The following is a 25,614-nucleotide window of genomic DNA, read 5'->3' on the forward strand; positions in this document are numbered from 1 at the left end:
CTTAAACTCGCTTAAAGATCAAAGAGGTATTAATACCGCCGAAGGCAAAGTTATTACTCATCACGTAATCACAATCTAGTTCTGTGCCTTGTGTTAAGTAATCAAGCGGCGCGCATTGCTCGTCCACCGAGTCTAGGTTGATGGTGGGCGCAAACCAGCCATCACGCATCATCTCGATACTGGCCCAGGCTTCAATGGCGCCACAGGCTCCCAAGGTATGGCCGAGGTAGCTCTTTAACGAGCTGATGGGCTTGGCGCCCAGGGCATTAAAGGTGGCATGAGATTCGGCGATATCACCGCGATCCGTGGAGGTGCCATGAGCGTTAACATAACCTATCTGATCGGCACTAAGCTCGGCGTCTTGCAGCGCCATTTCAATGGCCACCTGCATGGTCTCACTGGTGGGCTGGGTGACATGCTGACCGTCAGAATTACAGCCAAAGCCGACGATTTCCGCCAATATGGTGGCACCGCGCGCCTTGGCGTGCTCATATTCTTCTAAGATCAGAGTCCCGGCCCCCTCGCCTATGACCAAACCGTCCCGTTTACTGTCGAAAGGACGCGGCGTTGCCTTAGGGTTATCGTTGTTGCAACTGGTGGCGTACAGGGTGTCGAACACCGCCGCCTCGGTAACGCACAGCTCTTCGGCACCCCCGGCCACCATCAGCTTTTGGCGGCCGTACTTAATGGCTTCATAGGCATAGCCTATGCCCTGAGAGCCCGAGGTACAAGCGGAGCTGGTGGTGATCACCCGGCCCTTAAGACCGAAAAATACACCGATATTCACCGGCGCCGTGTGCGCCATCATCTGAATATAGCTGGTGGCAGTCACGCCACTCATCTGTCCCGACTTCATCATATCGGCAAAGGCAATGAGCGGTGGTGTTGAGCCGGTAGATGAGCCATAGGCAATACCGGTATCACCATTGGTCAACGCCGGATGCCCCAGCAGCTCGGCCTGTTGCAAGGCACGTTCGGTGGCCACTGTGGCCATTAGGGCCACACGGCCCATGGAACGCACCATTTTGCGTTTATAATGGCTTGGGCGCTCAAAATGGGTGACAGGCGCCGCCAACTTGGTATTGAGATCGCTGATATCATCCCACTGCCCCATGGTTTGCACGGCATTTTCGCCACGCTCAAGGGCTGTACGGAAGCTCGACCAATCATCACCTAAGGCCGTAATACAGGACATGCCCGTAATCACCACACGTTTCATTATACTAATCCACCATTGACGGAAATAACCTGACGGGTAATGTAACCCGCCTGATCCGAGGCCAAGAAGGCCACGGTTGCAGCCACTTCATCGACACTGCCCATGCGTCGCATCGGCACATGTTCAAGCAGCATCTTGGTATCGAGTTCGGCGGTCATCTCGGTTTCAATCAAACCTGGCGCCACACAGTTTACCGTGATTTTACGCTTGGCCAGCTCCAGCGATAACGCCTTTGTAGCACCTATAATTCCGGCCTTGGCGGCACTGTAGTTTACCTGGCCACGGTTTCCGGCGATACCCGACACGGAAGCCAAAGTAATAATACGCCCCCCCTTGCGGGCACTGACCATGGGCATAACCACAGGGCGTACGACATTATAAAATCCATCAAGGCCTGTGCTTATCACAGTATCCCATTCCTCGTCTGTCATCGCCGGAAAGGCAGTGTCTCGGGTAACGCCTGCATTACACACCACGCCATAATAGGCGCCGTTGGCAGCGATATCCGCTTCCAGCTCTTGCTTGGCCTGGGCTCGGTCGGTGACATCAAAAACAAGAATATTAACCGCTCGACCTAAGGCGCTAATTTGCTCGGCTACCTGCTCGGCCAAGGCCACCTGCGAGCGGCAATGCAGCGCAATATCAAAACCTTGCTCTGCCAATTGCAGCGCCACGGCCTTACCGATCCCACGGCTAGAGCCGGTCACTAAAATACGTCTGTTCATTGATTTTCCTTAATAAATTTCATTGGATCGGCGGGTTGGAAAACATTAATTTTGGCTTCGACCAAACAATTACCCTGATCTTCAATACGACAAGCAAATACACTTAAGCCAGACTCGTCCTGGATCACCTTTTCGACCAGAATATCCAACAAGATGCCCTTGTCAAAGCGCGGTTTATGACAGCGAATTTTACGACTGCCGAGAAGAAAACCAATTTTAATTTCCCGACTCTGATCCAGGTCATGGGCGCCGGCATAGGCGGCAATGGCCTGCGCCATATATTCGCTGCCGATATAACTTGGCACCGCACCCATCTGGGCATCATAAAAGGGGCTATTTTCACGGATGCGCACCTGACAATGGGCACTGTCGTCGTCAAACGCAACGAGAGAGTCGATCAACACCATGGGCGGGCGATGAGCGATAAGTTCCGTCATGCTTATCTCACGCATCGACTGCTCCGATAATTAAACTGGCATTATTGCCACCAAAGGCAAAAGAATTACTCATACAGATTGTTGGAATTTTCATTATTGGTTGTTGTAATACATGGATTGGTGCCAAGTCGGCATCCAGCGCATAACCACTGTGCCAAGGCAAAGGTGTTACCGATGGCGGTGCCTGCGCCCCTAAACGCTGTTGTTCGATAAGCAGCCAGCACAAGCCCGCTTCTATGGCGCCGGCAGCGCCCAAGGTGTGCCCGGTTAAGTGCTTGGTCGAGCTTACAGGCACAGCGTCGGTAAACAACTCGGCGATGGCCTTGGCTTCCATTTCATCATTTTTCGGCGTCGCCGTGCCATGGGCATTAACATAATCTATCTCGGCTGGGCTTAGCTTGGCTTGTGCCAAAGCCTGACGCATGGCCGCAAGAGCACCGCTGCCGCTAGGCTCGGGCGCTGACATATGGTGCGCATCCGAGCTGGCACCGCTACCTAGTAGGGCACAAGAACTCTCGCCCAAATCGCGCTCGCGGCTCATTACAAAGAGCGCTGCTCCATCACCTATATTAATGCCATCACGTTCACCACCAAAAGGCTGGCACAGGCCGCTGCTGGTCGACGCCAGGGCACTAAAGCCATTAATGGTAAGCTGACACAAGCTGTCGGCGCCACCGCAGATCACCGCATCGGCTAAACCGGTGGCCAATAAACCCTTGGCACTGCTCAAAGCCTTGGCGCTGGAGCTGCAGGCCGTGGAAATACTGTAGGCAATACCTTCTAAACCTAGCTTTTCCTTGATATAGGCGGCGGGGGCGTCAAGAGCCTGCTGATCATAATGGTAATCCTCGGGCCAGTTGCCGGTTTGTGCTTTATGCTTGCGGGCCCGCTCACCGTCGTAAATATCGGCGGTGCTGGTACCGACAACCACGGCAATGCGCGCCGGACTATAGCGCTCGCGCATGCGCGCCAGGGTCGGTGCCAATTGCTGCAACGCAAGGTCTATAAGGCGGTTATTGCGCTGCTTGGCAGTTAAAGGAATTGCCTGCACCAGGCCCACATAAGGGTCTTGCTGATCCGTTTGGTCACCGTAATGTAAACCACTGCCCTGAGTTAGGGGAGTGATAGCACCGCCGGCTAACTCCTGGTTGGATAGCGCCTGTAAATGCTGCGCCTTATCCGTGCCCAAGGCGCTGACTATGCCTAAATCATTTAACCATGCCCTCATGGCTTCACCTCTTCAAAGCGGATCTCGTAGTGATGAATTTTATTGTTCAATATGATCACCTCGCCGCCATAACGTATATCCAGCAAGCTGGTATCATTTTGGCGCAGCTCGCGGATAAGTTCGCCGCCTTGGCGATATTCTATCAAGTGCGCCCCTTTTAAATGTTTATTTAATTGGGCCACAGGCCAATGTACCAGTTGAATATCGGCCAGGATATAACTTGGATCCAAATCCTCGGCAGCAATAAAGTGCTGGGCCGCCACGCCTTGCTCGGCGTTGTAGCTCAAGGTAAAAACGGGTAAACCGGCGGCGCTCATCAAGGCTAAACGCAGCTCGCCTTCGCCATTGATGGCCAATTGACTCAGCAGAGCCTGCTGAGTTTGTGCCTTGGTAACAAACATACGCTTTTGCCACTGACTGTTAAGCAGCTCAGAAGGCGGCGCGCTCAGTGCTAAGCCAACCTCGGCACTGAACATCACGGCTTTATCCTTTACCTCCGGCTCCACGGGGCTGTAACTGGCGCAACCGCTAAGCACTAAAAGGAGCAGCAGACATAAGCAGCGCATTAACAGGGCTCCATTTGGCACAATTGTGCCAACACATCTAATCGGCGCTCGCTTTGCACTACATAAGGGTTGTTCGCATCCCAGGCATAACCGGCGAGGATAGCGCTGATCATACGGCGCACTTCATCGCTTTGCTCGGGATAGAAAATCACGTCCTGAAAGCGGGTGTCATACCAGGCATTAACAAAGGTTTTAAAGCACTCAACTCCGCGTTTAAGCGGGGTAGAAAACTCGCCTTCAAAGTCCGCCTGCTCACCGCGCAAATGCGCATCGACCACCGGGGCCACTAGGGAGGCGGATTTTAGCGCTATGGTCACCCCGGATGAAAATACCGGGTCTAAAAACTCTCCGGCATTGCCCAGCAAGGCATAGTGTTTGCCGTATAGGCTGGATACATCGGCGGAATAGCCGCCCAGGGTTTGCACCGGGTTAACGGCTTGCGCATCAGCCAGCAAGTCGGCCAGATTTGGCTCGGCCTTCACCTTGGCCCAGAGGTTGTCCTCATTACTGATGGAAGTATCAAAATGATGAGGCTCACCCACCACGCCCAGGCTTGCAGTACCATCGGCAAAGGGGATCAACCAATACCAGATATCCCTGTGCTCGGGATGCACACTGATCAGAATTTTATTGCGGTCAAAACGACTGGCAGTAATGCCGTCTTTAACATGGCAAAAATAGGCGCTGCGCGATGGTAAGCTTGAGGGCTTATCCAAATCCAATAAACGCGGCAACACCCGACCAAAACCACTGGCATCAAGGACAAAGCGGCTATGCAGCTGGTATTGCTCCTCGCCCTGAGTTACCGTCAACAGCATGCCATCCTCTTGCTCGGTGATCGTCTGCACTCTATGGCCGTAACAGATATCCACGCCCTTGGCGGCGGCGGCATCGGCAAGCAGCTTGTCGAAATTGGCACGCTTTACTTGATAGGTGGTGCCGCGACCCGGGCTAAATTTATCGGTAAAGTCGATTTGGGTGTCTGTACCACGGTAGTGAAAGGCAGCGCCATTTTTAAACTGAAATGCCTGAGTTTCGGCATGCTCGTCCACCACCTTGTCCATGCCGGCCTCGGCGAGAAAGTGCATACACTGAGGTAACAGGCTCTCACCTATGGAAAATCGCGGAAAATGCTGCCCTTCCAAGACCTTTACCTGCCAACCCAATTGCTGTAACAAGGCACTGGCCAGGGCGCCTGATGGGCCCGCACCTATCACTACTACATCCACTGTACAATCATTGTTTGTCATTATTATTCTCGATACTTAAAGGTGCCAAAAAGTAAACCACCAGCAGCCCCAGTAATACGGCACCACCAAATTGGCTTATCGCAGGCGTTTTGGAAAAAATCAGCATGGCAAAGACCGCCAGCGACGACAGTGCCGACAGGCTAATTGCCACCAGGGTATGGGCACTGTGGCCGCCCTGACGATAGAAAATAAAGTAATCCACTGCCAGTGCCAACACCAGAATAAGCCCCAGGGTATGAAACACGGATATGGCGCTGAACTGGGCAATCACACTGACGATCAGCGCCGTGGCCAAAGCCAACCAAGCCGCCATTTTAAGGCCATGACGCCAGCCAAAGCTAAATACGAAAATCAATATAATGGCCACTGCCGCCAATAATAAGGCAAGGTGAATTCCACGATGAAAATGCGCCAACATGGCACTGAGCTGCCCCGGCACATCGACAATCGCCACATAATCGTAATGGGTACCTAGGATCTGTAATTGTGCTGCACTGACGGAGCTGACATTGAGCAGGGAATAGACAGCGCCATCAAGGTGCACCACATCGCTAAAGGCTTCATTCAGGGGGCCGCTGACAAAGGCATCATAATCCAATAGCGCTGCGCTCGTCGGTGCAATGGCTTGGCCGCTAAAGGCTTGCAATGGCGTAAATACGCCGCTTGCCACCGCCTTATTATAGGCCGCTGCATTCTCCTGCTGACGAGTCAGACTGGGCAAGGCACGGCTAAGGCCTTGTGCCCGAGCACCTTGCTCTTCCAACCAGGCGCTAACTTGCTCTTCGCGCCTCAGCAGCTGCTGCACATCCTCGCCCTTAAGGATTAAGCGCTGTATCGGCTCGGAGCCTTGTAAATACATCTGATGCTTAACTTGGGTATCCATCAACTCGGCACTGCTGGCATTAAAGCTGGCGATGGAGTCATTACTGGCAGGCATACGCCACCAGCTCAGTAGCACGCACAGCAGCGCCAGGACCAGGTAAACCTTGCCACTGTGGCATCTAGCCTGGCTTTGCCACTTAAGGCCAAGCTCGGCACCCGATACTACAGAAGCACGAAAGCTCAAGGTCATGGCCACAGGAGCCAGACAGAAGCGGGTAAACACCCAGGCACCTACTAAGCCGGCGACCACAAAGATGGCTACATCTTGCAGCAAGACCAAGGGCGCGCTAAGAAAACACAAATAGCCGATGGCGGTTGAACACAGCGCCAACAGCAGGCCACGTTTAAGGGCACGGGAATATCGGCCTTGCTGCGCGGCTTTGTCCGCTAAGGCATGAAACGCATAGTCTATGGCGACCCCAATCAAGGTGGTGGCAAAGACCAGGGTCAGTAGATGGATCTCCTGGCGCAGTAATAACAGCGCCAAAAGACCACTGAGTATGGCGGTACTCACCGTCAGCATACTCACCCACAAGGGCCAGGCACCGCGCAAGGACAAGAATACAAAAAGAGACAACAAGACAACGCTGGCAATACCAAAGCGGTTCATTTCCCATTTTGCCTGAGTGGCATTTTCGGCATTATGAAACAGTAAACCGGAATGACGCACTTGCACCCGGGGATAGCTTAGTTGTAACTGGTCTAAAAGCTCATCTATGGCCGCGGCGGTACGCTCTGTGGCACTGATGCTGCTTACACTTTCATGCGTTTGCGCCAGCAAAATCCACACCGGCTCACCCTGCTCATCCCGACCTTGTAATTTACCATCCACCAGGGTCAGGGCTTGCTCGCCACTGAGGGCACTGACAAAGCTGTAGGTGGCCAAGGACGTATCCCGGCTCAGGCTCTGGCTTAACCAGGGCGAGGCAGTTTGCGCCAACTGGCGCTGAAAGTAGTGATTAAATTGCGCGGGGTCGGCAATGGCCTGAGCATATTCAAGGCTCATCAGAGCGCCGCGATAAGGCGCATAAAAGTCGATAATTTGCGTTAACTGCGGCTGCTGCTCTTGCACCTTAAGGCCAGCGTGCGCCAAACCCTGAGCCAACTCTAGATAAGCTTGCTCACTGTTTGCACCTTGCAGCGAAAAAACCAGACGCTGTTGCTGCTCACCAAGCAGCTGTTGCTGGGCTCGATAAAAGTCTTGAGCCTGCTTGCCTGGGCTTTGCTCATTTGAAACGGGTGTCAACAAGGCCAGCATATCGCTTTTAATGGCAATGGGTTTGAGCTGCCACAGCAAGGCGATGCCTGCTACCAGCAGCAGAGGCATAAAAGTCAGGACCAAGGCACGGCTAACCCAATGTTTCATAGCTACTCTTGGCTTAGACCGGGCTCAAAGTTAAGGCTGATTTCAGTGGCCGTGCCGCTGTGCTCATACAAGCCAATAAAACGTACCCGCTCTTGGCTATCTAGGCAACTGATAAAGTGGCTAAACAGACCTTTGAGCTCTTGTGTGATGGGCGTGAGTTGCTGACATGAATAGGCGCTCTCTAACAAAGATGCCGGTGGCTGGGCCTCGCTGCTGGTAAAGAACTGCGCCAACTGCGCCTGATCTTGGGCTAATAAGGCTTGCAACAAACTGCTGTAAGGTCCGCTCTGGCCTTGACGGCGAAATTGACCATCCGCTTGGCGCTCAAACACACCATCACCATCGATTTTCAGCAAGGAATCGATGGGCGTCAGGGTATGCCATAACAGCTGCTCACTGCTTAGGGTAAATTCACCCTTGCTGATAAAGGGCTGGTTAAAACCGGCAAAGGTTTTCGCCTGGCTAAAATTGCCCTGCTCACTTTGGACCTTAGGCTCATTTGCAGCTGCGCTTGCCACACACATAAGCGTAAGCCATAGACTGACTAAAAGCTTTTTCATTACAGTACCTTGGCCAGTTTCTGCATTAAAATCGGCGGTGACACATATTGCATTTCACCGCTGTCTTGCGCAACCGCTACCTGCACCGTATAGGCCTTGGTCAGGCGCTTATTACTGGCGGCATCGAAGATCACATAGTCGATTTTTAAGCGTTGCTCATATTCTTTAAGGTAAGCCTCGACACGTATACGCTGGGTGAACAGCGCCGAGTCTATGTATTTTATGCGCATATCAACAATGGGCCAGGCATAGCCCGACTCAAGCATTTGCAAATAATCATAATCGAATTGGCGTAACAACTCACAACGCGCCACCTCCAGGTAGCGGGCATAGTTACCATGCCAAACGATATTCATGGGATCGCAATCGTGAAACGGGATCTCTATTTCAACTGAGCTAACCAGCAAGGCATTTTTATTATTCATACAGGTCCCAACGTTGCTGCACTATGTAATCCACCGTGGTGCGCAGGGTCTGCTCCAGTGGTCTGTCCTCAGTCAGGTTATCAAAATAGCGACAAACATCGCTATACATGGCACGAATATTTGTGCTTAAACCCTGCTCATCCACCTCACCACGAGCAATACGAATACGCAGTCCTTGTACCGCCGCCAACAGGGTACAGGCCAGCACCTGCTCGGTTAGTTGCAGCACCCGCATACAATCGCGAGCGGCTATGGTACCCATGCTCACCTTGTCCTGGTTATGGCATTCGGTGGAGCGCGAAAATACGCTGGCGGGCATGGTCAGTTTCAGGGCTTCGGCGGTAAAGGAGGAAGCACCGATCTGCACCGCTTTAAAGCCGTGGTTGATGTACTTGCGCTCGTCATGGGCATCGCTCAAGTTGCTCGGCAGGCCATTGTTGTACTTGGTGTCCACCAAGGAGGCGATTTGTCTGTCGGCCAAGTCGGCCAGATTCGCCACCGCAGTTTTCATGCTGTCCATGGCCATGGCGATATGGCCGCCATAGAAATGACCACCATGCAACACATGCTCGCCCTGCCCATCGATAATGGGGTTGTCATTGGCGGAGTTCAGCTCGTTCTCGATAAACTGACGCAACCAAGGCAAGGAGTCCGCCAACACACCAATGACATGGGGCGCGCAGCGAATCGAATAACGGTCCTGCAAACGCTCGGCATTGCGAGGATGACTATGATGATTCAGGTCATCGCGGATCCAGGCCGCTACCTGCTGCTGACCGCTGTGCGGTTTCACCGAGAATAAGATTTCATCGAAATGATGACTGTTGCCCTTGAGCGCCAAGGAGCTTAATGCGGTGATACGCGTCGCCAGCTTATGCAGGTAATTGGCGCGGTCAAAGGCCAAACAGGCAATGGCTGTCATCACCGCCGTACCATTCATAATCGCCAAGCCTTCTTTGGGGCGCAATGTGATGGGTTTCAGCCCTACCTTGGCAAAGGCGTCTTTGGCGGCCATCACCTCGCCTTGAAAATACACATCGCGCTCGCCTACTAATGCACCGGCCACATAAGAAAGCGGCGTGAGGTCGCCACTGGCGCCCACCGAGCCCTCTTGCGGGATCAAGGGCAGGATTTTATGGTTGAGCATATCGCGAAGCAAATACAGCAGTTCCCAACTCACCCCGGAATAGCCCTGAGTCAGGGAGGTTAATCGGGTTGCCAAAATGGCGCGCGACTCGGCATGAGTAAAGTGAGCGCCCATGCCACAGCCGTGAAAACGGGTGAGATGCAAAGGCAGCTCTTGCACCAGCTCAAGGGGGATGCCTACGGTCACAGAGTCGCCGTAACCGGTAGTGACGCCGTAAATCACCCCTTCTTTTTCGAGCAGTTCATCTAAAAAGGCCACCGCCGAGTCTATTTTGCGCGCCAAGGCTTGGTCATTACTAATGTGTGCTAACGTATCAGTGCGGGCAAAAGCAACGATATCTTCTATACGCAGCGGCGCAGCGCCAAACTCGATGGATTGAATACTAGACACGAACTACTTCTCCTTGTGGCGCACGCTGTCTTCATCGCGTTGCCAAAAATCGTAAAAATTGAACCATTGATAAGGGCATTGCAGCGTCACGCGCTGCAACTCTTGGGCGTAATCATCTATTACCTGAGCCAGGGCCTGCTGCCGGGTTTTACGCGGCAAGGATAAGGCCTCGCTGTAATGACTGAAATGGACGTCAAAGCCATCACCACTTCGGGTACAGAATAGCCAGTATATTGGGCACTCCAGTAGCGCCGCAAGAATAAAGGGCCCCTGCGCAAAAGGCGCCGGCTCGCCAAGGAAGGACGCATAGTGCACCCGCCCAACCGCACTGGTGCTGGTGCGATCGCCGACAATCACTACAAACTCACCCTGCTCGACCTTGCTTTTAAGTAAAATCGCCAGATCCGGGCCCATATCGCTGACCTGAATAAGGTTGACGCTGACATTGGGGTTAATGCGCCCCAAGGTGCGATTAAATTCCACCGCGTGCTCGGTAAACACAAGTACATTGATCACACAGTTTTGATGACGCATGCCCAAGGCCCGGCATACTTCCAGGTTGCCCAAGTGCGAGCCGATAAAAATGGCGCCTTGGCGGCGGGCCACCAAGTCATCAAACAGATGTTGATTCTGATAACGCAATTGCGCTGGCGTAATACGCCCAAGCCAGGCATCAATCTTATCAAAGGCGCTGTCGGCAAAGGTACAAAAATGTTTTAACCCAGTGCCAAAACTAGGCTTAGGTTGACTGGAGTCAAACGTGTGGAGACGGCGCCAATAATCAAGGGACGCACGGCGTGCTTTTCTGCCGCTGACATAAAAATAAAACACCACCACAAACATAAACAGCCAGAGCACCCGGCGGCCAAAGAGCTTATACACACCAAGTAAAAACTGCATGCCAAGATAGCTGCCACGCTCTTTGGTTTTTGACCAATGTTGTTCGCTCATATCGTGCCGCTTACCTTTGACCACTGAGCTTACGCCATAGCAATTTAGGCAGGCGTACCAACATGCCGAAAAACAAGCGGGTGTGCAGCCAGCTGATCTTAAGGTTATCGGCCAGCGGCTGAAAATGCGACACCCCGTCTTCTGGGTAAATCACTTGGGTGTCAACAAAACGCGAAGGCGTACCGCGCCAATACATGCGCACCATGATCTCAATATCAAAATCCATGCGTTTACCCAGCTCGCAGCGTGCAAATAGCGCCATACAAGGTGCCAGTGGATATACGCGAAAGCCGCACATGGAGTCTTTAATGGACAGGCTCAGGGTTTCTACCCAGACCCAAAAATGGGTGATATAGCGACTTAAATATCTGTGTTTGGGGACCGAGTCGTCATACTGGGGACGACCACTGATAATGGCCTCTGGATTTTCCCGGGAACATTCTACCAGTCGGTTCATATCCGCTAGGCAATGTTGGCCATCGGCATCCACCTGCAGGGCATGGCTGTAACCGTTTTCATATGCCCAGCGCAGACCGGTTTGCACCGCTCCGCCCTTGCCCTGATTGATTTGATGGCGTAGTAGGGTCAAATCACTGTATTGCTGCGCCAGCTCGTCGAAGTATTTTTGCGCCTCGGCATGACTGCCATCATCGACCATGACTATCTTGTAACCGGCACCACTTAATTGCGCCAGCACCTGATCAATGGCATGGGTATGGTTGTAGTTAGGAATGACGATACACAAGTTCATGGCTTAGCTCGCAAAGACCAGGCGGCCACTGGCATGCTGACCCTTTTCAGAATGATAACTAAAGAGCACCTTTTCGTTATTTTTCTTGGCCAATTGCAGCGTCACTTCCAGTTCTGGGGTCATCACCACCTGAAACTTCAATACCTCGATATCGGCTATCTCCCCGATCATGCCCAGATATTGACGAGCGTATTGCACCGCCCAATCAAGTTGCACGACACCGGCAAGGATAGGCGCACCCGGAAAGTGGCCACGAAAATAATCGAGCTCGGGTTGTAAATACAAGGTCAGCGCAACCTGGTCGTCCGTTTGTTCAATGGCGCGGATCTGCGGCTCGGTTATCACTAGATCAGACAAAATATTGCTCCAATTGCGAATAAATCAGCTTGCCCTGACTGTTGTAGGGGAGCTGCTCAAAATAACGCCATTTACGCGGTACACACACGGCTTCAAATTCCTGCCCCAGCCAGGCCTTTAACTGCACGGTGATTTCCCTGCTGGAAGCCTGCGATTCACCTGCATTGCTAAGTGCCACCAAGGCACCTAAACGCCCCGAAGAGAGTTGCAGCAGCGCACAGGCGCGCACCAGAGGGTGCTGGCGCAAACGCGCTTCCATACCAACCAGGTCGACCCTTTTTTCCGCTACCTTCACGGTTCTATCGGCGCGCCCGAGTAACAAAAATCGGCCATCACTCAATACCTGGCCCTTGTCATCCAACAGCCGGATTGGCTCGTCTATCAAGGGGGATTGCAGCGCCAAGCGGCCCTCGTCTGTGCTTAGACTGATGCCAGCAAAAGGCTGCCAGGGCGTTGCCGTCGTCGAAAGCACACTGCGATAGCCTATGCCGCCGGTTTCCGTGCTGCCATAAACCTGCACTACGCCTTGATGTAACTGCTCCGCCAAGGTAATGGCATCTGAGTCCGCCAAGGGTCCACCGGAGGAAAATATGCGCTCTATCTGTGCACGCTTCGGCACCAGAACATTGTCATCCACAAGCCGGGATAGCTGAGCTGGCGAGGCCACCACCAGCCAACGCCGATGATCGCCAAGTCGCTTGGCTAAATGCTCTGGGTATTGGTAACTGCTGGCTTCGAAGAAGTGCCCAAAACGCAGCGGCCACAGCAGTTTAAATAACAGCCCATAAATATGCTGGTGCGACACCATGGCCACAAAGGACAGATGTTCGGGCTTAGACTCGGCGCAGATAAAGGTCTGCTCCAGGGTTTCTAGTTCACAGTTAATGGCATCCCAAGATTTATAAATGGCCTTGGCAGGACCGCTAGAGCCCGAAGTGAAAAACACCAGGCTGCCGGAGCCCTGAGCGCTACCGGGCCAGTGTAAATCGCACGCCAATGAAGAATCTGGGGCAAAGGCGTCCACACAGGTAAAGCCAGGCGGGCTATCCGCCTCCAACTCACCGGCATAGAAACTGGTGATCTTTTGCAAATCACACAAGGTTTGTGGCTGAGCGTTAGGAGGTAAAACAATATCCAGCGGCAATTGCGCCAATGCCAGCAAACGCGCTGCAAACTCTATGCTATCGCTGTGATACAGCAACACCGAGGAGCCGGCTTCAAGAGACGCATAACGGCGATAAAAACTCTCGACTAAAGCAAGAAATTGTGCGCTGCTAAAAGCACAGCCGTCACGGCTGGCCATGTGCTCACCGAGGAGGTTTTTTAAGTTATACAAGCTTGCCCTGCCTTTTTAACCACAGCCTATAAGTCCACTCGCTGGCGGCCAAAAGGCCGATAAGCACATAGGCGATAAAGCCGTTATACCAGGTCCACAAAGCCACATCACCAAGCCAGACCGTGTAGGTGGCGGCGATACCATTGAGGACAAAAAAGGCACACCAGATCATGGTCACCTTACGGGTATAGCGTACGCCTTGCTCACTCAATTGTGGCTCCTGCAAGCGGGCAAAACGCTCCACCATGCTCTGCTTTTGCAGCAAACTTAGGGCAAAGGTGATGGCCATAATCAGGTTCACCATAATCGGGTAGAGTTGCAGCCACAGGGATGAGCCGCGCATTAGCGCCATCAACACCAGCAGCAAGCCAACGGCGGAGATAGGTAATAGCCAGTTGCCAATAGCCTTGTGGCGCAGCGCCAACAGCACGCGCCCTGTTAATAAGGCCGCCAACAGCCAGGCTACCTGTTGCTCATACCCCCGGCTTAAGCCCAGGTAAACCAAGACAGGATAAGCCAAAAGGCACAAGGAGATCAGTGCATTCACTATGCCTTTAAGCATGATTAATTAACGAGTTGTTCTACTTCTTTTACTACGTCCGCTACGGTACGCACCTGTTTAAAGGCTTCCGGCTCGATTTTCTTACCGGTGATTTCTCTTAGTTTCACAACCAAATCAACGGCGTCGATACTGTCTAAGTCCAGCTCTTCGTATAGGTTGGCATCCATACTGATGTCGTCGGCGTCGATTTCAAAGTCATTCTCTAAAATGCCACGTAATACGTCGTAAATTTCAGCAGCAGTTTTCATCTTCTATTCCACTATTAAGCGTTGTTGCGCGATTGTTCAATAAACTCAGCCAATGCATTGATAGATGCAAAGTGAGCCTTCGTTTGTTCTGAGTTAGCGTCGATTTTTACATCGAATGCCTTTTTAATGGCCAGACCCAATTCCAGCGCATCGATACTATCTAGGCCAAGGCCGTCAATGAACAAGGGCTCACTGTCGTCTATGTCTGCTACTTCGATGTCTTCCAGATCTAAGCTGGTAATAATTAGTTGTTTTAGTTCTAGTTTTAAATCACTCATAAATTCGCTACTTGATTATGAAAATAAGTTTCTAAGTGTTTGGTCAAGCCCCGCGATTGCATGCTCATGGGTTCATGCTCATGGCCCTGCCAGGGCTGCGGTTGCTCGGCGGCAATATGCATCGAAAAATGCGCTTTCTTCGGTGCCACCTTATACCAGGGCGTGCCCTTGGTCAGGGTGCTGGGCTTCATGGTGATCAGCACCGAGGTGATCACCGAGCCCGAAGGCAAACCACAGCGCAAAGCGATATTGGCAGCCCCGCGTTTAAATTTTTGCAGTGAGCCTTTGTCAGAGCGCGTTCCCTCGGGGAAAATAATCAAATTATTGCCCGCGGCTAACGAGCGACAACAATCCACCAGCAAGCCTTCGGGATCATCATTACTGATATAGCCGGTGCTTTGAATAACGCCGCGCATAAAGGGGTTTTTAAACAAATGCGCCTTAACCACGCAATCGGCCCTTGGCACAGAGGCAATCAGCACCACCACATCAATTAAACTCGGATGATTGGCAAGGATCAGCTGCCCGCGTAAGTTTTTAAAGGCATCGCGGTTGTGAACATGAAAACCTATCACCCCCAAGGTATCCATCACAGCCACAAAAAAACGAAAAGTGTAATGCACCAGCTTTCGCGCCTTGCGCTGACGCACCTCGGTTTGCCGGTAAATTAACCGCTGCAAAGGCAGGATGGTCAGGCTTAAGATCATACCACCGAGACCAAAGAGAGCAAAACAAAAACCCGTGCCAAGCACGCGCCAACAGTAGTTGAGCTTGCTAATCATAGTGCAACCGCCATCCACTAAGCTCAATGCTTTTTTGCTCGTGCAGGGCCAGCGCTAAACTCAGCGCTGCAGCCACTGTAGGCTTGGTTGTTCCATCGCCTTGTTCAAGGCGTACAGCAGCACCATTATTTAGGGCCTCAGAGTTTGTGCTCAGCACCAAGGCAAGGCAATGATCCACTTGCGGCTCATCGGCAAACTCCTGATACAGCTCGGGCAAGGTTTGATCGGCATGGATCACCATCACCCGCTCAACCTCTGGGTCTTGCAGCTGAATATAGGCCTCACACAGGGCGCTGTTAATGCTGTTGTTGCCGCCGGCCAAGGCGACAATGGGCGCCTTGTTATTGGTCAGAATCGATAAGAGTCCGGCTACGGCGTTATGTACCGATAAGCCAAACTGAGTAGGTGATAAGGGTTCATGCGCTTGAAGTGTGCCAGCAAGTCCGACGTTTTATGCAGATCACCATGGCGGGATGAGAAAATAATCGGCAGCGGCTGAGCATCAGGGTTTACCTTATGGGCACAACTGAGGATCATCTTGGCAAAAGCGCTTAAACGGCGACGTTGAATGGGCTTGACCCAACTGACATCAAGCGCAATAAATTCTGACGCCAATGCATCTAAGAGTTTATTGAGCTCAATATTTTCTGTTAAGTCTGGCTGCGCCGCATATACGGCCAACTTTTCGACAGCACACTTCATCGCCAAAAGTCCGTTTATTCATAAGGCGCAAATAGTAATGGATTGTAAAAAAAATAGCAAAAAAGCCGGTACAATTAACCGGCTGTTAAGTCTTAAAATGTTACTGCTTGGCTAACTTAGTACAATTTAAACGCATTTTCAGCGATGATAGCCGCTGTTTGCTCACCAACCAGGTACTTTTCATCCAATTTGGACATAAGTTCAACACCCTGTTCTTGTTGTTTTTGTGTTAATGGCACATAGGGTAAACGCAGCACAGGTTTTACCGCGCCTGTCATCGCCAACGCCGTGTTAATGGCAATGGGGTTAGGTTCACAAAACAGCCAATTCATCAGCGGCGTAAGCTCGGCATTGAGCTCAGGTTGAGGTGATTTCAGCAAGTCACAAAACAGCTCGGGGATCAGGTTAGTGGCCACCGAGATCACACCATGGGCACCGTGCTGATGCACCGCATCATGGGCTTCATCATCATTACCTGACCAACAGGCGATACCTTGGCTTTCATAGGCGGCAATGCGCTCGTTGCCCTGGCACTCTTTCATACCGATGAAGTTTTTGTGCTGGGCCAATGAGCCGATAAAGTCAGGGGTGAGATCCTGACCTGTGCGCCCCGGAACGTTATAGATAAAAGCAGGGCCGATATCGAGTACGGCATTAAAATGAGCTTGTAAGCCCAGCACAGAGGTACGGCCATAGTAAGGATTGATCTGCAAGGCGGCATGCATACCTGTAGCAAAACCGTATTTAGTGGCTTTAATAGCTTCACGGGTGTTGTTGCTGCCGGTGTTACCTATGATCAAGATACGTTCGGCGAAGGTGGCGACGCTGTGAGCAATCAGCATTAAATGCTCTTCCCAGTTCATCAGTTGCCCTTCGCCGGTAGTACCGCCAACAACGATACCATCGACACCGGCGGCAATCTGGCGCTCCACCAAAGCATCAAAGGTTTCCAGGCAAATTTCGCCATCGTCGTTATACGGGGTCTTTATCGCTGTAATCACCCGTGCCTGTCTTAATTGCTCCATAGTTCCCATGCTATTGGCTTCTCTCACTAACTATTTTTACTAATTTAATCATATTCAAACGTCTATGCCGAGAGGAACGACACCTTTGCGTAATAATTTCTCCATTTTAAGGCTTGCAACTTAATCGGGTTTGAATCAAGATAACTGTATAAATATCCAGTTATAAATTTACCTATGCATCTTTTGGATTATTTGGAACAATTTTTCTACCGGGAAGATCAGCTTTGCCAACACCTGGGTGTCGACCGTGAGCAACTTGAGCACTGGCAGCATCTGTGCATTTTTCCTCAGGCCAGCTATAGCTTGGAAAACACCATTCAATGCCACTCGGTACAGGGGATTTATGACTGTCAGGTATTTTGGCTGTACTACCCTATCGCTATGCAGGACTGGGGGCGGCAAATTGCCAAGGCAAACATAGAGTCGGCCAGTGTAGCCTTTAACCTCTTTGCCCAGCGGGCGATGCAGGCGCCTTTACTCTTTGCAAAACGAGGGGCTCTACCTGGTTGATGACTACCTGGAAGATATTGACGAGCGACTCACCCACCTGTGGCAGCAATTTTTAAGCGGCCAATTCGGTACCCAAACCCGACAAGGGCAGATTGAAGAAATTATCCATATGGATGCATTGCGCTACAGCATAGACACCCTAACCGAAGGGATGACGGTCACCGCCTTAAGTGCCGATCAAAGGCAGCAATTACACCCAATTATGAAACAATTTTCCAAAGCGATTATTGAACCGCCTGGCCATGAATACAAGCATTCGCTGCGCGCCAAATACCTGGATGCCCTGGTGCTCAAGTATGATTTATCGTTAAAACGCTAAACTAAAGCGGAAATTGTCGACCCTTCCTTTACTGATGCACGCACGCCACATACACTAGGGTCTATATCAGTTATATGTTGAAATAATGACGATTTTCCGCTTTTTACTCGTTTCGTTCACCCTCAGCTTGCTACTTATCAGTGCGGGAGCTCAAGCCGATCCCGATGCCCAGCCGCTTAAGGTACGCTTTGTGAACCCCGGTCACCAGTTCGATAATTCGACCGGCCTGTTTTGGCGTAACGTGGCCCTGGCGATGGAAGCTGTGGCCGAGGATCTCGATATTAAATTGTCGGTCACCTATGCCAATCGCAATCATATTTTAATGAAGTCGCAACTGAACGACGCGCTCAGAAGCAATGCCGACTATGTCATAGTGGTTGACGAGAAAAAAGCCATAACCAAACTGATCAAGGCCGATGCTGAATTAGATAAGCCACTGTTATTTATTTATAATGCTCCGCAGGAGCACATTCTCACCACTAAACCAGATTGGCTGTTCGGCTATATTCTGCCCAATCATTTCGAGGCCGGTTATAAGCTGGCCCGCGGTCTGTTTGAGCGCGCCATTGAGCGTTTTGGTGAAGGTGCCAAACTCAATATGCTGGCACTGTATGGCGATCACACTACCGATTCGGCACTCAGCCGCCAGCGTGGCCTGGAATTGTTTTTACGCCAGCACCCGGAAGTAAACCTGGTATACCATGAAGTGGCAAATTGGTCCGCAGAGCAAGGCTATCGCAAAAGTATTCGCGTGCTTAGTCATATCAAGAATATCAATATGATTTGGGCAGCCAACGACCCTATTGCAGGGGGGGCTCTTAGAGCTGCTGCGAGTGTAAACTCGGCGCAGCTACCGGTCGTCGGCGGTATCAATTGGGATAAGATGGACACCGATGAACACCTTGATGTTTCCGTCGGTGGCCATGTGTTATTGGGGGCTGCGGCCTTGATCATGTTGCACGATGCCCATCATCAGGGCGATACCTTTATCTCTAGCAGTAACTTCGCCATATTTGAGCCCGATTCCGAGCAATATCAAATACTGATCAAGGCCATACAAGAACGCACCCTGGGCAATATTAACTTTAAGCGCTTTAGTAGCTTACACCAAGAGCCCTGGCCCTTTACCTTGCAAAACCTGGCTCTGTGTATACAAAAAGGCTGTTAGCCAAAAAACAACTTGCTTCCAAGGGCAACCCGTAGTTAGCTGAATAATAAAAAGAATAACCCATGGGCAGGGACAGCAAATGTTAATGACATCCATCACGGCGCTGATCGTTTTAGGTCTGAGCGTCTATTTATACCAGCGCCGCAAAAAGCAAGCACAGCGAGTGTATATAGAGCGATATCAGTTTGCCCCGGCGATAGCCGCCAAAGTAAAGCACGCTTACCCCCATCTCAATGACAAGGACGTAGAGCTGGTATTGCAAGGGCTAAGGGATTACTTTTATATCTGTCATCAAGCAGGCAATAAAATGGTAGCCATGCCCTCGCAGGTGGTCGACGTGGCCTGGCATGAATTTATCCTCTTTACCCGCAACTATCAGCAGTTTTGTAAAAAGGCACTCGGGCGCTTTTTGCACCATACCCCAAGCGAGGCCATGAGAACCAAGGTGGTCGCCCAGGATGGTATCAGGCGCGCTTGGCGTCTGGCCTGCGCCAAAAGCAACTTACCCGCTGCGGCACCCACGCAGTTGCCCCTACTGTTCGCTCTCGATAGCCAGCTTAAAATTAAAGATGGCTTTGTCTACGCCTTAGATTGCAAGAATAAAAAGTCGCCCCTGTATGGCGATGGCTATTGTGCCGCCCATATAGGTTGTTCATCGGGATGTGCAGGTGACAGCGGTTCAACGTCGAGCTCGAGCGATAGTTTCGGCGGTGACTCAAGCTGCGGTGGAGGCTGTGGCGGCGGCGATTAACACCGCAACCAGTGAGAAACTAATACCAAATCTGTTAAGTATGTGATCAGATATAGCGCTGGATAAATGATGTGATAACAAGGCGGAATTTTTCTTATGTAGTTATTCTACATAAGAAAAATTCCAACGCGGTGAGCACGACATTTAGCCCGCTAGGGTGATTAGCTATTTAAGTGAATTGGTATAAATATTATTGACCAAACAATAATTGCCATAAGCCCGGTGGCTCATGAAGCTCATGGTATTCTTTGCGCAGTGAGTCAATGCTTTTTAGGGCCACGCTCGCTTGCGCCAATTCGTTGTTCTGCGCCAAGGTACGAGCCAGTGCAATCTGCTCCAGTACCTTGTCCAACCCCAACTGAGACTTTTCCGGCTCTTTGTTAAAGCGAGCCTGCTTGGCTTGCTCTACCAAGGTCTCTAGCTCGTCCAAGGCCATAAGCATTTGCCCTTGATCTTCGGCTTTAACCGCTTGTTTAAAGCTGTGGCCCATTTTCTTCATCACGGCTTCGAGATCAACGCTCTGCTGAGCCGTTGTCTGCATTGACGCCAGACCAATAAAAACACCAAGAAACAGGGATAAGACTAAACGCATGGGAGAAACCTCTTAATTCAACTTGCCGACATTGTACCTCAGCACAGTCTCGACACAAGGGCGCTGTCAATCCCCTTTACACTAGTCATCCAGGGCGCTTGGCCACACATGGGGCTGTGCGTAACTGAGACGGCCAAGGCGGCTGCCAACATGGTACCCGTCTAATCCCGTTATCGCCACCGTATCTATACTGTGAAGGTCGATATGGCCGTCGCTGCACAAGGCGTTGTCACTGACCTCCCCCTGTTCGATTGCGCCAATCAAGATCAGGGTGCCATTTTGTTCTATGACCTGCTCGGTAACCAATTTCACCGAATATTTCAACTGGCTTTGGCTGACGAAAGGAGCGGGACACTCACCGATAAATTGAGGCTCTAAACCCACCGCATCAAATTCACTTTCATGCACAGCGTACTTGGCCGATGTCTGATGCGCGGCCTGCCAAAAACCAGTGTTCACCTGGTTGATGGTATACCAACCCGTGGCCCTTATATTACTGAGGGTATGGCGCTCCACCACATCCGGGCGCATGATCATGGCAACCAAAGGAGGATGCGCCCCCAGGTGCACCACCGAGCTGACAATGGCTAAGTTATGGTTTCCCCGACCATCTGTGGTGCCCACCAGATTTGCACTTTTATACCCCGACAGGCTGTTTACGAAGTGCGCTCTATAGCGCGAGGGCATGGCGTCGAGATCGTCTTTACTAAATTGCATACATTAGATTCTCTATAAACTTTAAAACTCAATAGCTTGCCTATTCCAATCATAAAAGCCGCAGGGCGGAAGAAAGGCGTAATCGTTACTCAATTCTCGTAATCGCTGGGCGACAAAATGAGGGCTGAACAACTTGCCCGCAGGCACATTTTTTTGAAAAGGCTTGGACAGCGCACTGTCCGTGGTACCGGGATGAAACAGCAAAAATTTGCTTTGCTTGTGCGTGCGCCGGATTTCAATAGCAGCGGTTTTAGTAAGCATATTTAAGGCCGCCTTTGAGGCGCGGTAGCTATACCAGCCCCCCAGACGGTTATCTGTGATGCTGCCCACGCGGGCACTCAAAATGGTGACCACGCATTGCGCTTCGGGCGCCAAAATCTTGCTTAGGTTCGACAGCCACCACATAGGGACTACTGTGTTGCACTGCATCACCTCGAAAAAGGCCGACTGCGAAAAAGCAGTTAGGGATTTTTCGGGCTGCACCTCCTCTGCGTGCAGCATGCCGTTGCAAATATAAATGTGTTCAAAGGCCAACCCCTGTTGCTGGGCATCAAGGCACCAGTTGGCAATCGCCTGCTCACTGTAATCCAAACAGCTGTGTCGCTCACGCGTGAGCCTGGCTCTGCTCACGCTGTGCACCTGCGTCCCGTGTAACTCCAACTCATCGATAAGAGCTTGGGCTATGACACTCGAGGCGCCAATTATCAGGGCTCTACTCATGTCGCTCACCCACTGCGCACTGCTCTTTACAAGCTCGAGTCGATAGCCAGAGCGATATTCTGTGGCGATTGTTAGCAAAAATTCGATAGCAGCAGTCTGCGACAATACGGATCAATGGCCAGCGCAACACCCTTAACCAAGGGTACTTACCAACCGCCCGCCACACGGCGACATTGGCATCCAACCCCAGTAAAATCTGCCCTTTGTCATCAAGGGCATGCAAGGTATTTAAGGCGGCGTGATAATCAAGCATGGGGAAGGATGAAAGGTCTTCATCGTTATTAATATCGATAAGTACAAGGGCACCCTTATGAGCGTACCCTTTTAATTTTCTGATCTCGGCGGCACACAGCGGACAATTGCCGTCATAAAATAAAGTGAGCATACATTTCCTCCGTCTGGCATTACGAACAGAGGCCGCCTTAAGATCACCCAATAAAAAAGCCCTAACGCAGAGGTAAGGGCTTGGTGGTAATGCAAATGTGACAGGGAATAATTAGCTGGCGCTGCGTAGACTCATGTCTTGGCCGTCGGCACGGGTGCCGTCCGGGCGCAGCAGGTTCATATCGAAATCGAATTCATCGACGCGAATAGCCAGCTCACGCTTGCGATTATAATCAACCAAAGACGCATATTCGTTGGCATCGATCACACTGGCCGCCAGGGCATTATCCAGCGTCTCGGCAAAACGCACACCAGAGCGAATCTGCTTCGACTTAATGGCCTTGCGTACCTTGGCCAGGCTCTCAAGGTTTGCCAGCTTGGCTTTATAGGCCTGCTCGTTGATATCGTGACCATCGCCCGGCGTCGGTTTCACCAGATGTGTCAGCTGGGCTTTAATGGCCGTATCCAGTTGCGCCTGATGGGCCAGTTCGCGAACCAGATTGTCGCCAATGGTTGGCATCTTGTAGCCGTACTGCCAGGTTAGGAAGCGCATAAACTTACGGGTGCCCGATGCCGGGAAGTTATCCAAGAAGGCATGCAGTGCCTGCTCCGCTTGTTGCAGTGCCCAGCGGGTCGCATAGTGGAAGTATGGCGCCGCTTGCTCGCGATCTGCGCTGCTGACCTTTTGCTCATAGTATTTAATCGAGGCCATGGCCGCATACATATAGCTCATCACATCGCCCAGGCGCGCCGACAACATTTCCGCCTGCTTTAACTTTCCGCCCAAAACCAATAAGGAGAAATCCGCATACACGGCTAGGCGTGACGACAACTTGTGCACCGCCTTTTCATACTGGCGTACTTCTGGCAAAGACGACGAGCTCGGCGCGGTAAAAGGCAGTAAACCATGTTTGAAAGCACGCAGCGCATTGGCGGTGCTGTAACCCACGGTTTTACGCAAAATACGATTAAAGGTGGCATCGGCATCTTTTTCTTGCGAGTGAATAGACTCCACCATGCTCTGCAAGTAAGGGTGACAGCGCATCACGCCTTGACCAAAGATCATCAGGTTACGCGTCAGGATGTTCGCCCCTTCTACCGTAATGGCGATGGGCTGAGCGACAAAGCCGCTGGCCAGGGTGTTTTGCGGGCCACGCTGAATCGCTTTACCGGCTTGAATATCCATGGCCGAGTTCAGCACGTCACGGCCGATTTCGGTCATATGGTACTTGGCGATGGCGGTTACTACCGAAGGTTTTAGACCCATGCCCAGACCTTCTGTGGTGAGCACACGCATAGCTTCTTGTAAGTAGGTTTTACCGGCGATATCGGCCAGCTTTTCCTGAATACCTTCGAACTGACCGATAGCCAGACCAAACTGTTCACGCACCGCGGCATACTCGGCGGCGCCCTTAAAGGAAACCTGAGATACCGACACACCTAAAGCTGGCAGTGAAATACCACGGCCGGCACCCAAACAGCTCACCAGCATTTGCCAACCGCGACCGATGTTCTTTTGTCCGCCGATAATAAAGTCCATAGGAATAAAGACTTTTTCACCGCGCGTCGTACCATTGTAAAAACGCACGCCCATAGGGTCGTGGCGATTACCCAGCTCCACACCCGGGTGGGTATTTGGAATCAGCGCACAGGTAATGCCGAGGTCTTCCTTATCACCCAGCAGGTGATCCGGGTCCTGCACCTTAAAGGCTAAACCCAATACGGTGGCGATAGGTGCCAGGGTGATATAACGCTTGTCCCAGGTTACTTCCAGGCCAAGTACCTTCTCGCCCTGGTATTCACCTTCTTTAACCACGCCGATATCCGGAATACCACCGGCATCCGAACCCGCTTCCGGGCTGGTCAGGGCGAAACAAGGAATATCGCGACCATTGGCAAGGCGCGGCAGATAATGATTTTGTTGCTCTTCGGTACCATAGTGCAGCAATAGCTCACCCGGGCCCAAGGAGTTTGGCACCATCACGGTCACGGCAACCGCCGATGACTTAGTTGAAATGGTAGCCACTATGGTCGAGTTGGCATAGGGGCTAAATTCAAGACCACCGAACTTCTTCGGAATGATCAGCGAGAAGAAACGTTCTTTTTTCAAGAACTCTAGAATATGCTCAGGCAGATGCGTGCCCGATTGAATCTCGGACTCATCGATCATTTCCAACAGCTGGGCCACGGGGCCATCTAGGAAAGCTTGCTCTTCTTGGCTCAAGGTTGCCGCTGGCACATCGCGCAGCGCCGCGAAATCCGGTTTACCACGGTAGATAGAACCTTCTAACCATACATCACCGGCGTCCAGCGCCTCTTGCTCTGTGATGGAAATACTAGGAAGGATTTTTTTTAATTTTGTACGTAAGCTCATAACCAACTCATCTGACCAGTTAATTTCCATTATTACGTCATAAAAATCTGAATAGATCAATTGGTCCAACCAGTTTTTTTAACACAAATTTCAAACTTTATTTGCCTTATTCGCCCCAAGCACCTGAATTACCGCGCTTTGAGCGTACAGGTGTACGCAAAAAATAATTTTGCTCAGTACGTGATTCAAGGAGGGGGTTCGAGTGCTTCGCTAGTGAAAAAGCATGAAACAAATACGCAGAGAGAAGATTGTTTGGGGAAAAATGAGCGCCGCAGCAAGCGCCCAACAACACAGAGCGCGCTCGATAGAGAGCGCAATAAAGGCACTAGGGCTAAAACTCACCGCTACGGGCATTTAGAAGGGTAATTAAATCCTGTGGTGCCAAGGCCAGCTCAACACCGCGCTTGCCGGCACTGACATAAATTGTTTCCTGCGCCAGGGCGCTTTGATGCACATACACGGGCAGTCGTTTCTTTTGCGCAAAGGGGCTCACGCCGCCGAGCACATAGCCGGTTACCCGCTCCACATCGGCCCCCGCGGCCATGGCCGCTTTTTTACAGCCCGCCAGTTTGGCCAGGGATTTGGTATTCACCTGTTGGTTCACCGGGGTAATGGCGACCACAAACCCTTGCTCTGCGGTTTCCAGCACCAAGGTTTTGAATACGCAGGCCCCGTCCAGTGCCAATTTATCTATGACTTCCTGACCATAATTATCAACCTGGGCGTCATGCTCAAAACTGATGAGCTCAAACTTCACCTTATGCTTGGTTAAAAAGGTTACCGCTGGGGTCATGTCCAATCCCTTGTTCAAAGTAGATATACCAATTCACTTAAATAGCTAATCATTCTAGCAGGCTAAATATCATGCTTACAGCGTTGGAATTTTTCCATG

The 25,614-nt window shown here is 51.5% G+C and carries 29 protein-coding genes and 1 pseudogene; 4 read left to right on the forward strand and 26 right to left on the reverse strand.

Annotated elements, in window-relative coordinates:
- Position 1: 1 nt before the first annotated feature.
- The 20 genes and pseudogenes from C2M35_RS03690 to dapA form a co-directional block, all read right to left on the reverse strand.
- Entirely contained in the window at positions 2-1,219 is a 1,218-nt protein-coding gene (locus tag C2M35_RS03690; RefSeq protein ID WP_105201457.1) for a beta-ketoacyl-ACP synthase, read from the reverse strand.
- The gene (locus C2M35_RS03695; RefSeq protein WP_105264626.1) at positions 1,219-1,944 is read right to left on the reverse strand and encodes a 3-ketoacyl-ACP reductase FabG2; all 726 of its coding nucleotides are present in this window, start codon (positions 1,942-1,944) and stop codon (positions 1,219-1,221) included. The genes C2M35_RS03690 and C2M35_RS03695 overlap by 1 nt, the downstream gene beginning before the upstream one ends.
- On the reverse strand, positions 1,941-2,396 hold the full coding sequence (locus C2M35_RS03700) for a hotdog family protein (RefSeq protein WP_105264627.1): 456 nt from the start codon (positions 2,394-2,396) through the stop codon (positions 1,941-1,943). The genes C2M35_RS03695 and C2M35_RS03700 overlap by 4 nt, the downstream gene beginning before the upstream one ends.
- Entirely contained in the window at positions 2,389-3,609 is a 1,221-nt protein-coding gene (locus C2M35_RS03705) for a beta-ketoacyl-ACP synthase (RefSeq protein ID WP_105264628.1), read from the reverse strand. The genes C2M35_RS03700 and C2M35_RS03705 overlap by 8 nt, the downstream gene beginning before the upstream one ends.
- On the reverse strand, positions 3,606-4,175 hold the full coding sequence (locus tag C2M35_RS03710; protein WP_105264629.1) for a DUF3261 domain-containing protein: 570 nt from the start codon (positions 4,173-4,175) through the stop codon (positions 3,606-3,608). Before C2M35_RS03710 ends, C2M35_RS03705 begins: the two co-directional genes overlap by 4 nt.
- Positions 4,175-5,425 carry an NAD(P)/FAD-dependent oxidoreductase gene (locus C2M35_RS03715; protein WP_105264630.1) on the reverse strand — a complete coding sequence of 417 codons (1,251 nt, stop codon included), beginning with the start codon at positions 5,423-5,425 and terminating at the stop codon, positions 4,175-4,177. The genes C2M35_RS03710 and C2M35_RS03715 overlap by 1 nt, the downstream gene beginning before the upstream one ends.
- A complete protein-coding gene (locus C2M35_RS03720) occupies positions 5,412-7,673 on the reverse strand; it encodes a hypothetical protein (RefSeq protein WP_105264631.1) in 2,262 nt (753 codons plus the stop codon). The genes C2M35_RS03715 and C2M35_RS03720 overlap by 14 nt, the downstream gene beginning before the upstream one ends.
- Positions 7,674-7,675: 2 nt before the next feature.
- Positions 7,676-8,233, reverse strand: a complete 558-nt coding sequence (locus C2M35_RS03725; protein WP_105214180.1) for a LolA family protein — start codon at positions 8,231-8,233, stop codon at positions 7,676-7,678.
- Positions 8,233-8,658 carry an acyl-CoA thioesterase gene (locus C2M35_RS03730; RefSeq protein WP_105214182.1) on the reverse strand — a complete coding sequence of 142 codons (426 nt, stop codon included), beginning with the start codon at positions 8,656-8,658 and terminating at the stop codon, positions 8,233-8,235. The genes C2M35_RS03725 and C2M35_RS03730 overlap by 1 nt, the downstream gene beginning before the upstream one ends.
- Positions 8,651-10,195 (reverse strand): HAL/PAL/TAL family ammonia-lyase, encoded by a 1,545-nt coding sequence (locus C2M35_RS03735; RefSeq protein WP_105258741.1) that lies wholly within the window; start codon positions 10,193-10,195, stop codon positions 8,651-8,653. The genes C2M35_RS03730 and C2M35_RS03735 overlap by 8 nt, the downstream gene beginning before the upstream one ends.
- 3 nt (positions 10,196-10,198) lie before the next feature.
- Positions 10,199-11,146 carry an LpxL/LpxP family acyltransferase gene (locus C2M35_RS03740; protein WP_105214186.1) on the reverse strand — a complete coding sequence of 316 codons (948 nt, stop codon included), beginning with the start codon at positions 11,144-11,146 and terminating at the stop codon, positions 10,199-10,201.
- 10 nt (positions 11,147-11,156) lie between these two features.
- Entirely contained in the window at positions 11,157-11,897 is a 741-nt protein-coding gene (locus C2M35_RS03745; RefSeq protein WP_105264632.1) for a glycosyltransferase family 2 protein, read from the reverse strand.
- Positions 11,898-11,900: 3 nt separating this feature from the next.
- Positions 11,901-12,254, reverse strand: coding sequence for an ApeI family dehydratase (locus tag C2M35_RS03750; RefSeq protein WP_105214201.1), 354 nt, complete (start codon positions 12,252-12,254; stop codon positions 11,901-11,903).
- Positions 12,247-13,590, reverse strand: a complete 1,344-nt coding sequence (locus tag C2M35_RS03755) for an AMP-binding protein (protein WP_105264633.1) — start codon at positions 13,588-13,590, stop codon at positions 12,247-12,249. The genes C2M35_RS03750 and C2M35_RS03755 overlap by 8 nt, the downstream gene beginning before the upstream one ends.
- Positions 13,583-14,152 (reverse strand): hypothetical protein, encoded by a 570-nt coding sequence (locus C2M35_RS03760; RefSeq protein WP_105201471.1) that lies wholly within the window; start codon positions 14,150-14,152, stop codon positions 13,583-13,585. Before C2M35_RS03760 ends, C2M35_RS03755 begins: the two co-directional genes overlap by 8 nt.
- A 2-nt stretch (positions 14,153-14,154) precedes the next feature.
- Entirely contained in the window at positions 14,155-14,400 is a 246-nt protein-coding gene (locus C2M35_RS03765; protein WP_105201472.1) for an acyl carrier protein, read from the reverse strand.
- Positions 14,401-14,414: 14 nt separating this feature from the next.
- On the reverse strand, positions 14,415-14,678 hold the full coding sequence (locus tag C2M35_RS03770) for a phosphopantetheine-binding protein (protein WP_105189045.1): 264 nt from the start codon (positions 14,676-14,678) through the stop codon (positions 14,415-14,417).
- The gene (locus tag C2M35_RS03775; protein ID WP_199774383.1) at positions 14,675-15,460 is read right to left on the reverse strand and encodes a lysophospholipid acyltransferase family protein; all 786 of its coding nucleotides are present in this window, start codon (positions 15,458-15,460) and stop codon (positions 14,675-14,677) included. The genes C2M35_RS03770 and C2M35_RS03775 overlap by 4 nt, the downstream gene beginning before the upstream one ends.
- Positions 15,453-16,162 (reverse strand): annotated as a pseudogene (locus C2M35_RS15940) (beta-ketoacyl synthase chain length factor). Before C2M35_RS15940 ends, C2M35_RS03775 begins: the two are co-directional and overlap by 8 nt.
- Positions 16,163-16,278: 116 nt before the next feature.
- A complete protein-coding gene (dapA, locus tag C2M35_RS03790) occupies positions 16,279-17,196 on the reverse strand; it encodes a 4-hydroxy-tetrahydrodipicolinate synthase (RefSeq protein ID WP_105258744.1) in 918 nt (305 codons plus the stop codon).
- A gap of 183 nt (positions 17,197-17,379) precedes the next feature.
- On the opposite strand from dapA, the gene C2M35_RS03795 reads away from it, so the two are divergent.
- The 4 genes from C2M35_RS03795 (at position 17,380) to C2M35_RS03810 (ending at position 19,935) form a co-directional block, all read left to right on the forward strand.
- The gene (locus tag C2M35_RS03795; protein WP_158677906.1) at positions 17,380-17,697 is read left to right on the forward strand and encodes a hypothetical protein; all 318 of its coding nucleotides are present in this window, start codon (positions 17,380-17,382) and stop codon (positions 17,695-17,697) included.
- On the forward strand, positions 17,669-18,016 hold the full coding sequence (locus C2M35_RS03800) for a DUF6058 family natural product biosynthesis protein (RefSeq protein WP_105264637.1): 348 nt from the start codon (positions 17,669-17,671) through the stop codon (positions 18,014-18,016). Before C2M35_RS03795 ends, C2M35_RS03800 begins: the two co-directional genes overlap by 29 nt.
- Before the next feature lie 85 nt (positions 18,017-18,101).
- Positions 18,102-19,184 carry a substrate-binding domain-containing protein gene (locus tag C2M35_RS03805; protein WP_105264638.1) on the forward strand — a complete coding sequence of 361 codons (1,083 nt, stop codon included), beginning with the start codon at positions 18,102-18,104 and terminating at the stop codon, positions 19,182-19,184.
- 79 nt (positions 19,185-19,263) lie between these two features.
- Positions 19,264-19,935 (forward strand): glycine-rich domain-containing protein, encoded by a 672-nt coding sequence (locus C2M35_RS03810; protein WP_199774384.1) that lies wholly within the window; start codon positions 19,264-19,266, stop codon positions 19,933-19,935.
- 190 nt (positions 19,936-20,125) lie between these two features.
- Here the strand turns inward: C2M35_RS03810 and C2M35_RS03815 are convergent, their stop codons facing one another.
- The 6 genes from C2M35_RS03815 to ybaK form a co-directional block, all read right to left on the reverse strand.
- Positions 20,126-20,527: a cytochrome b562 gene (locus C2M35_RS03815; RefSeq protein WP_233999526.1), complete on the reverse strand. Its 402-nt coding sequence runs from the start codon at positions 20,525-20,527 to the stop codon at positions 20,126-20,128.
- Between the two features lie 81 nt (positions 20,528-20,608).
- Positions 20,609-21,244, reverse strand: a complete 636-nt coding sequence (locus C2M35_RS03820; RefSeq protein ID WP_105264639.1) for a flavin reductase family protein — start codon at positions 21,242-21,244, stop codon at positions 20,609-20,611.
- A 21-nt stretch (positions 21,245-21,265) separates the two neighbouring features.
- Positions 21,266-21,964 (reverse strand): SDR family NAD(P)-dependent oxidoreductase, encoded by a 699-nt coding sequence (locus tag C2M35_RS03825; protein ID WP_105264640.1) that lies wholly within the window; start codon positions 21,962-21,964, stop codon positions 21,266-21,268.
- Positions 21,957-22,349, reverse strand: a complete 393-nt coding sequence (locus tag C2M35_RS03830) for a thiol-disulfide oxidoreductase DCC family protein (RefSeq protein ID WP_105264641.1) — start codon at positions 22,347-22,349, stop codon at positions 21,957-21,959. Before C2M35_RS03830 ends, C2M35_RS03825 begins: the two co-directional genes overlap by 8 nt.
- A gap of 111 nt (positions 22,350-22,460) precedes the next feature.
- Complete coding sequence (locus tag C2M35_RS03835; protein ID WP_105264675.1) at positions 22,461-24,722, reverse strand: acyl-CoA dehydrogenase; 2,262 nt, start codon at positions 24,720-24,722, stop codon at positions 22,461-22,463.
- Positions 24,723-25,053: 331 nt separating this feature from the next.
- Entirely contained in the window at positions 25,054-25,515 is a 462-nt protein-coding gene (gene ybaK / locus C2M35_RS03840; RefSeq protein ID WP_105258748.1) for a Cys-tRNA(Pro) deacylase, read from the reverse strand.
- Positions 25,516-25,614: the final 99 nt, after the last annotated feature.

Origin of the sequence: Pseudoalteromonas sp. T1lg76 (assembly GCF_002964725.1) — a bacterium.
Taxonomy (GTDB): domain Bacteria; phylum Pseudomonadota; class Gammaproteobacteria; order Enterobacterales; family Alteromonadaceae; genus Pseudoalteromonas.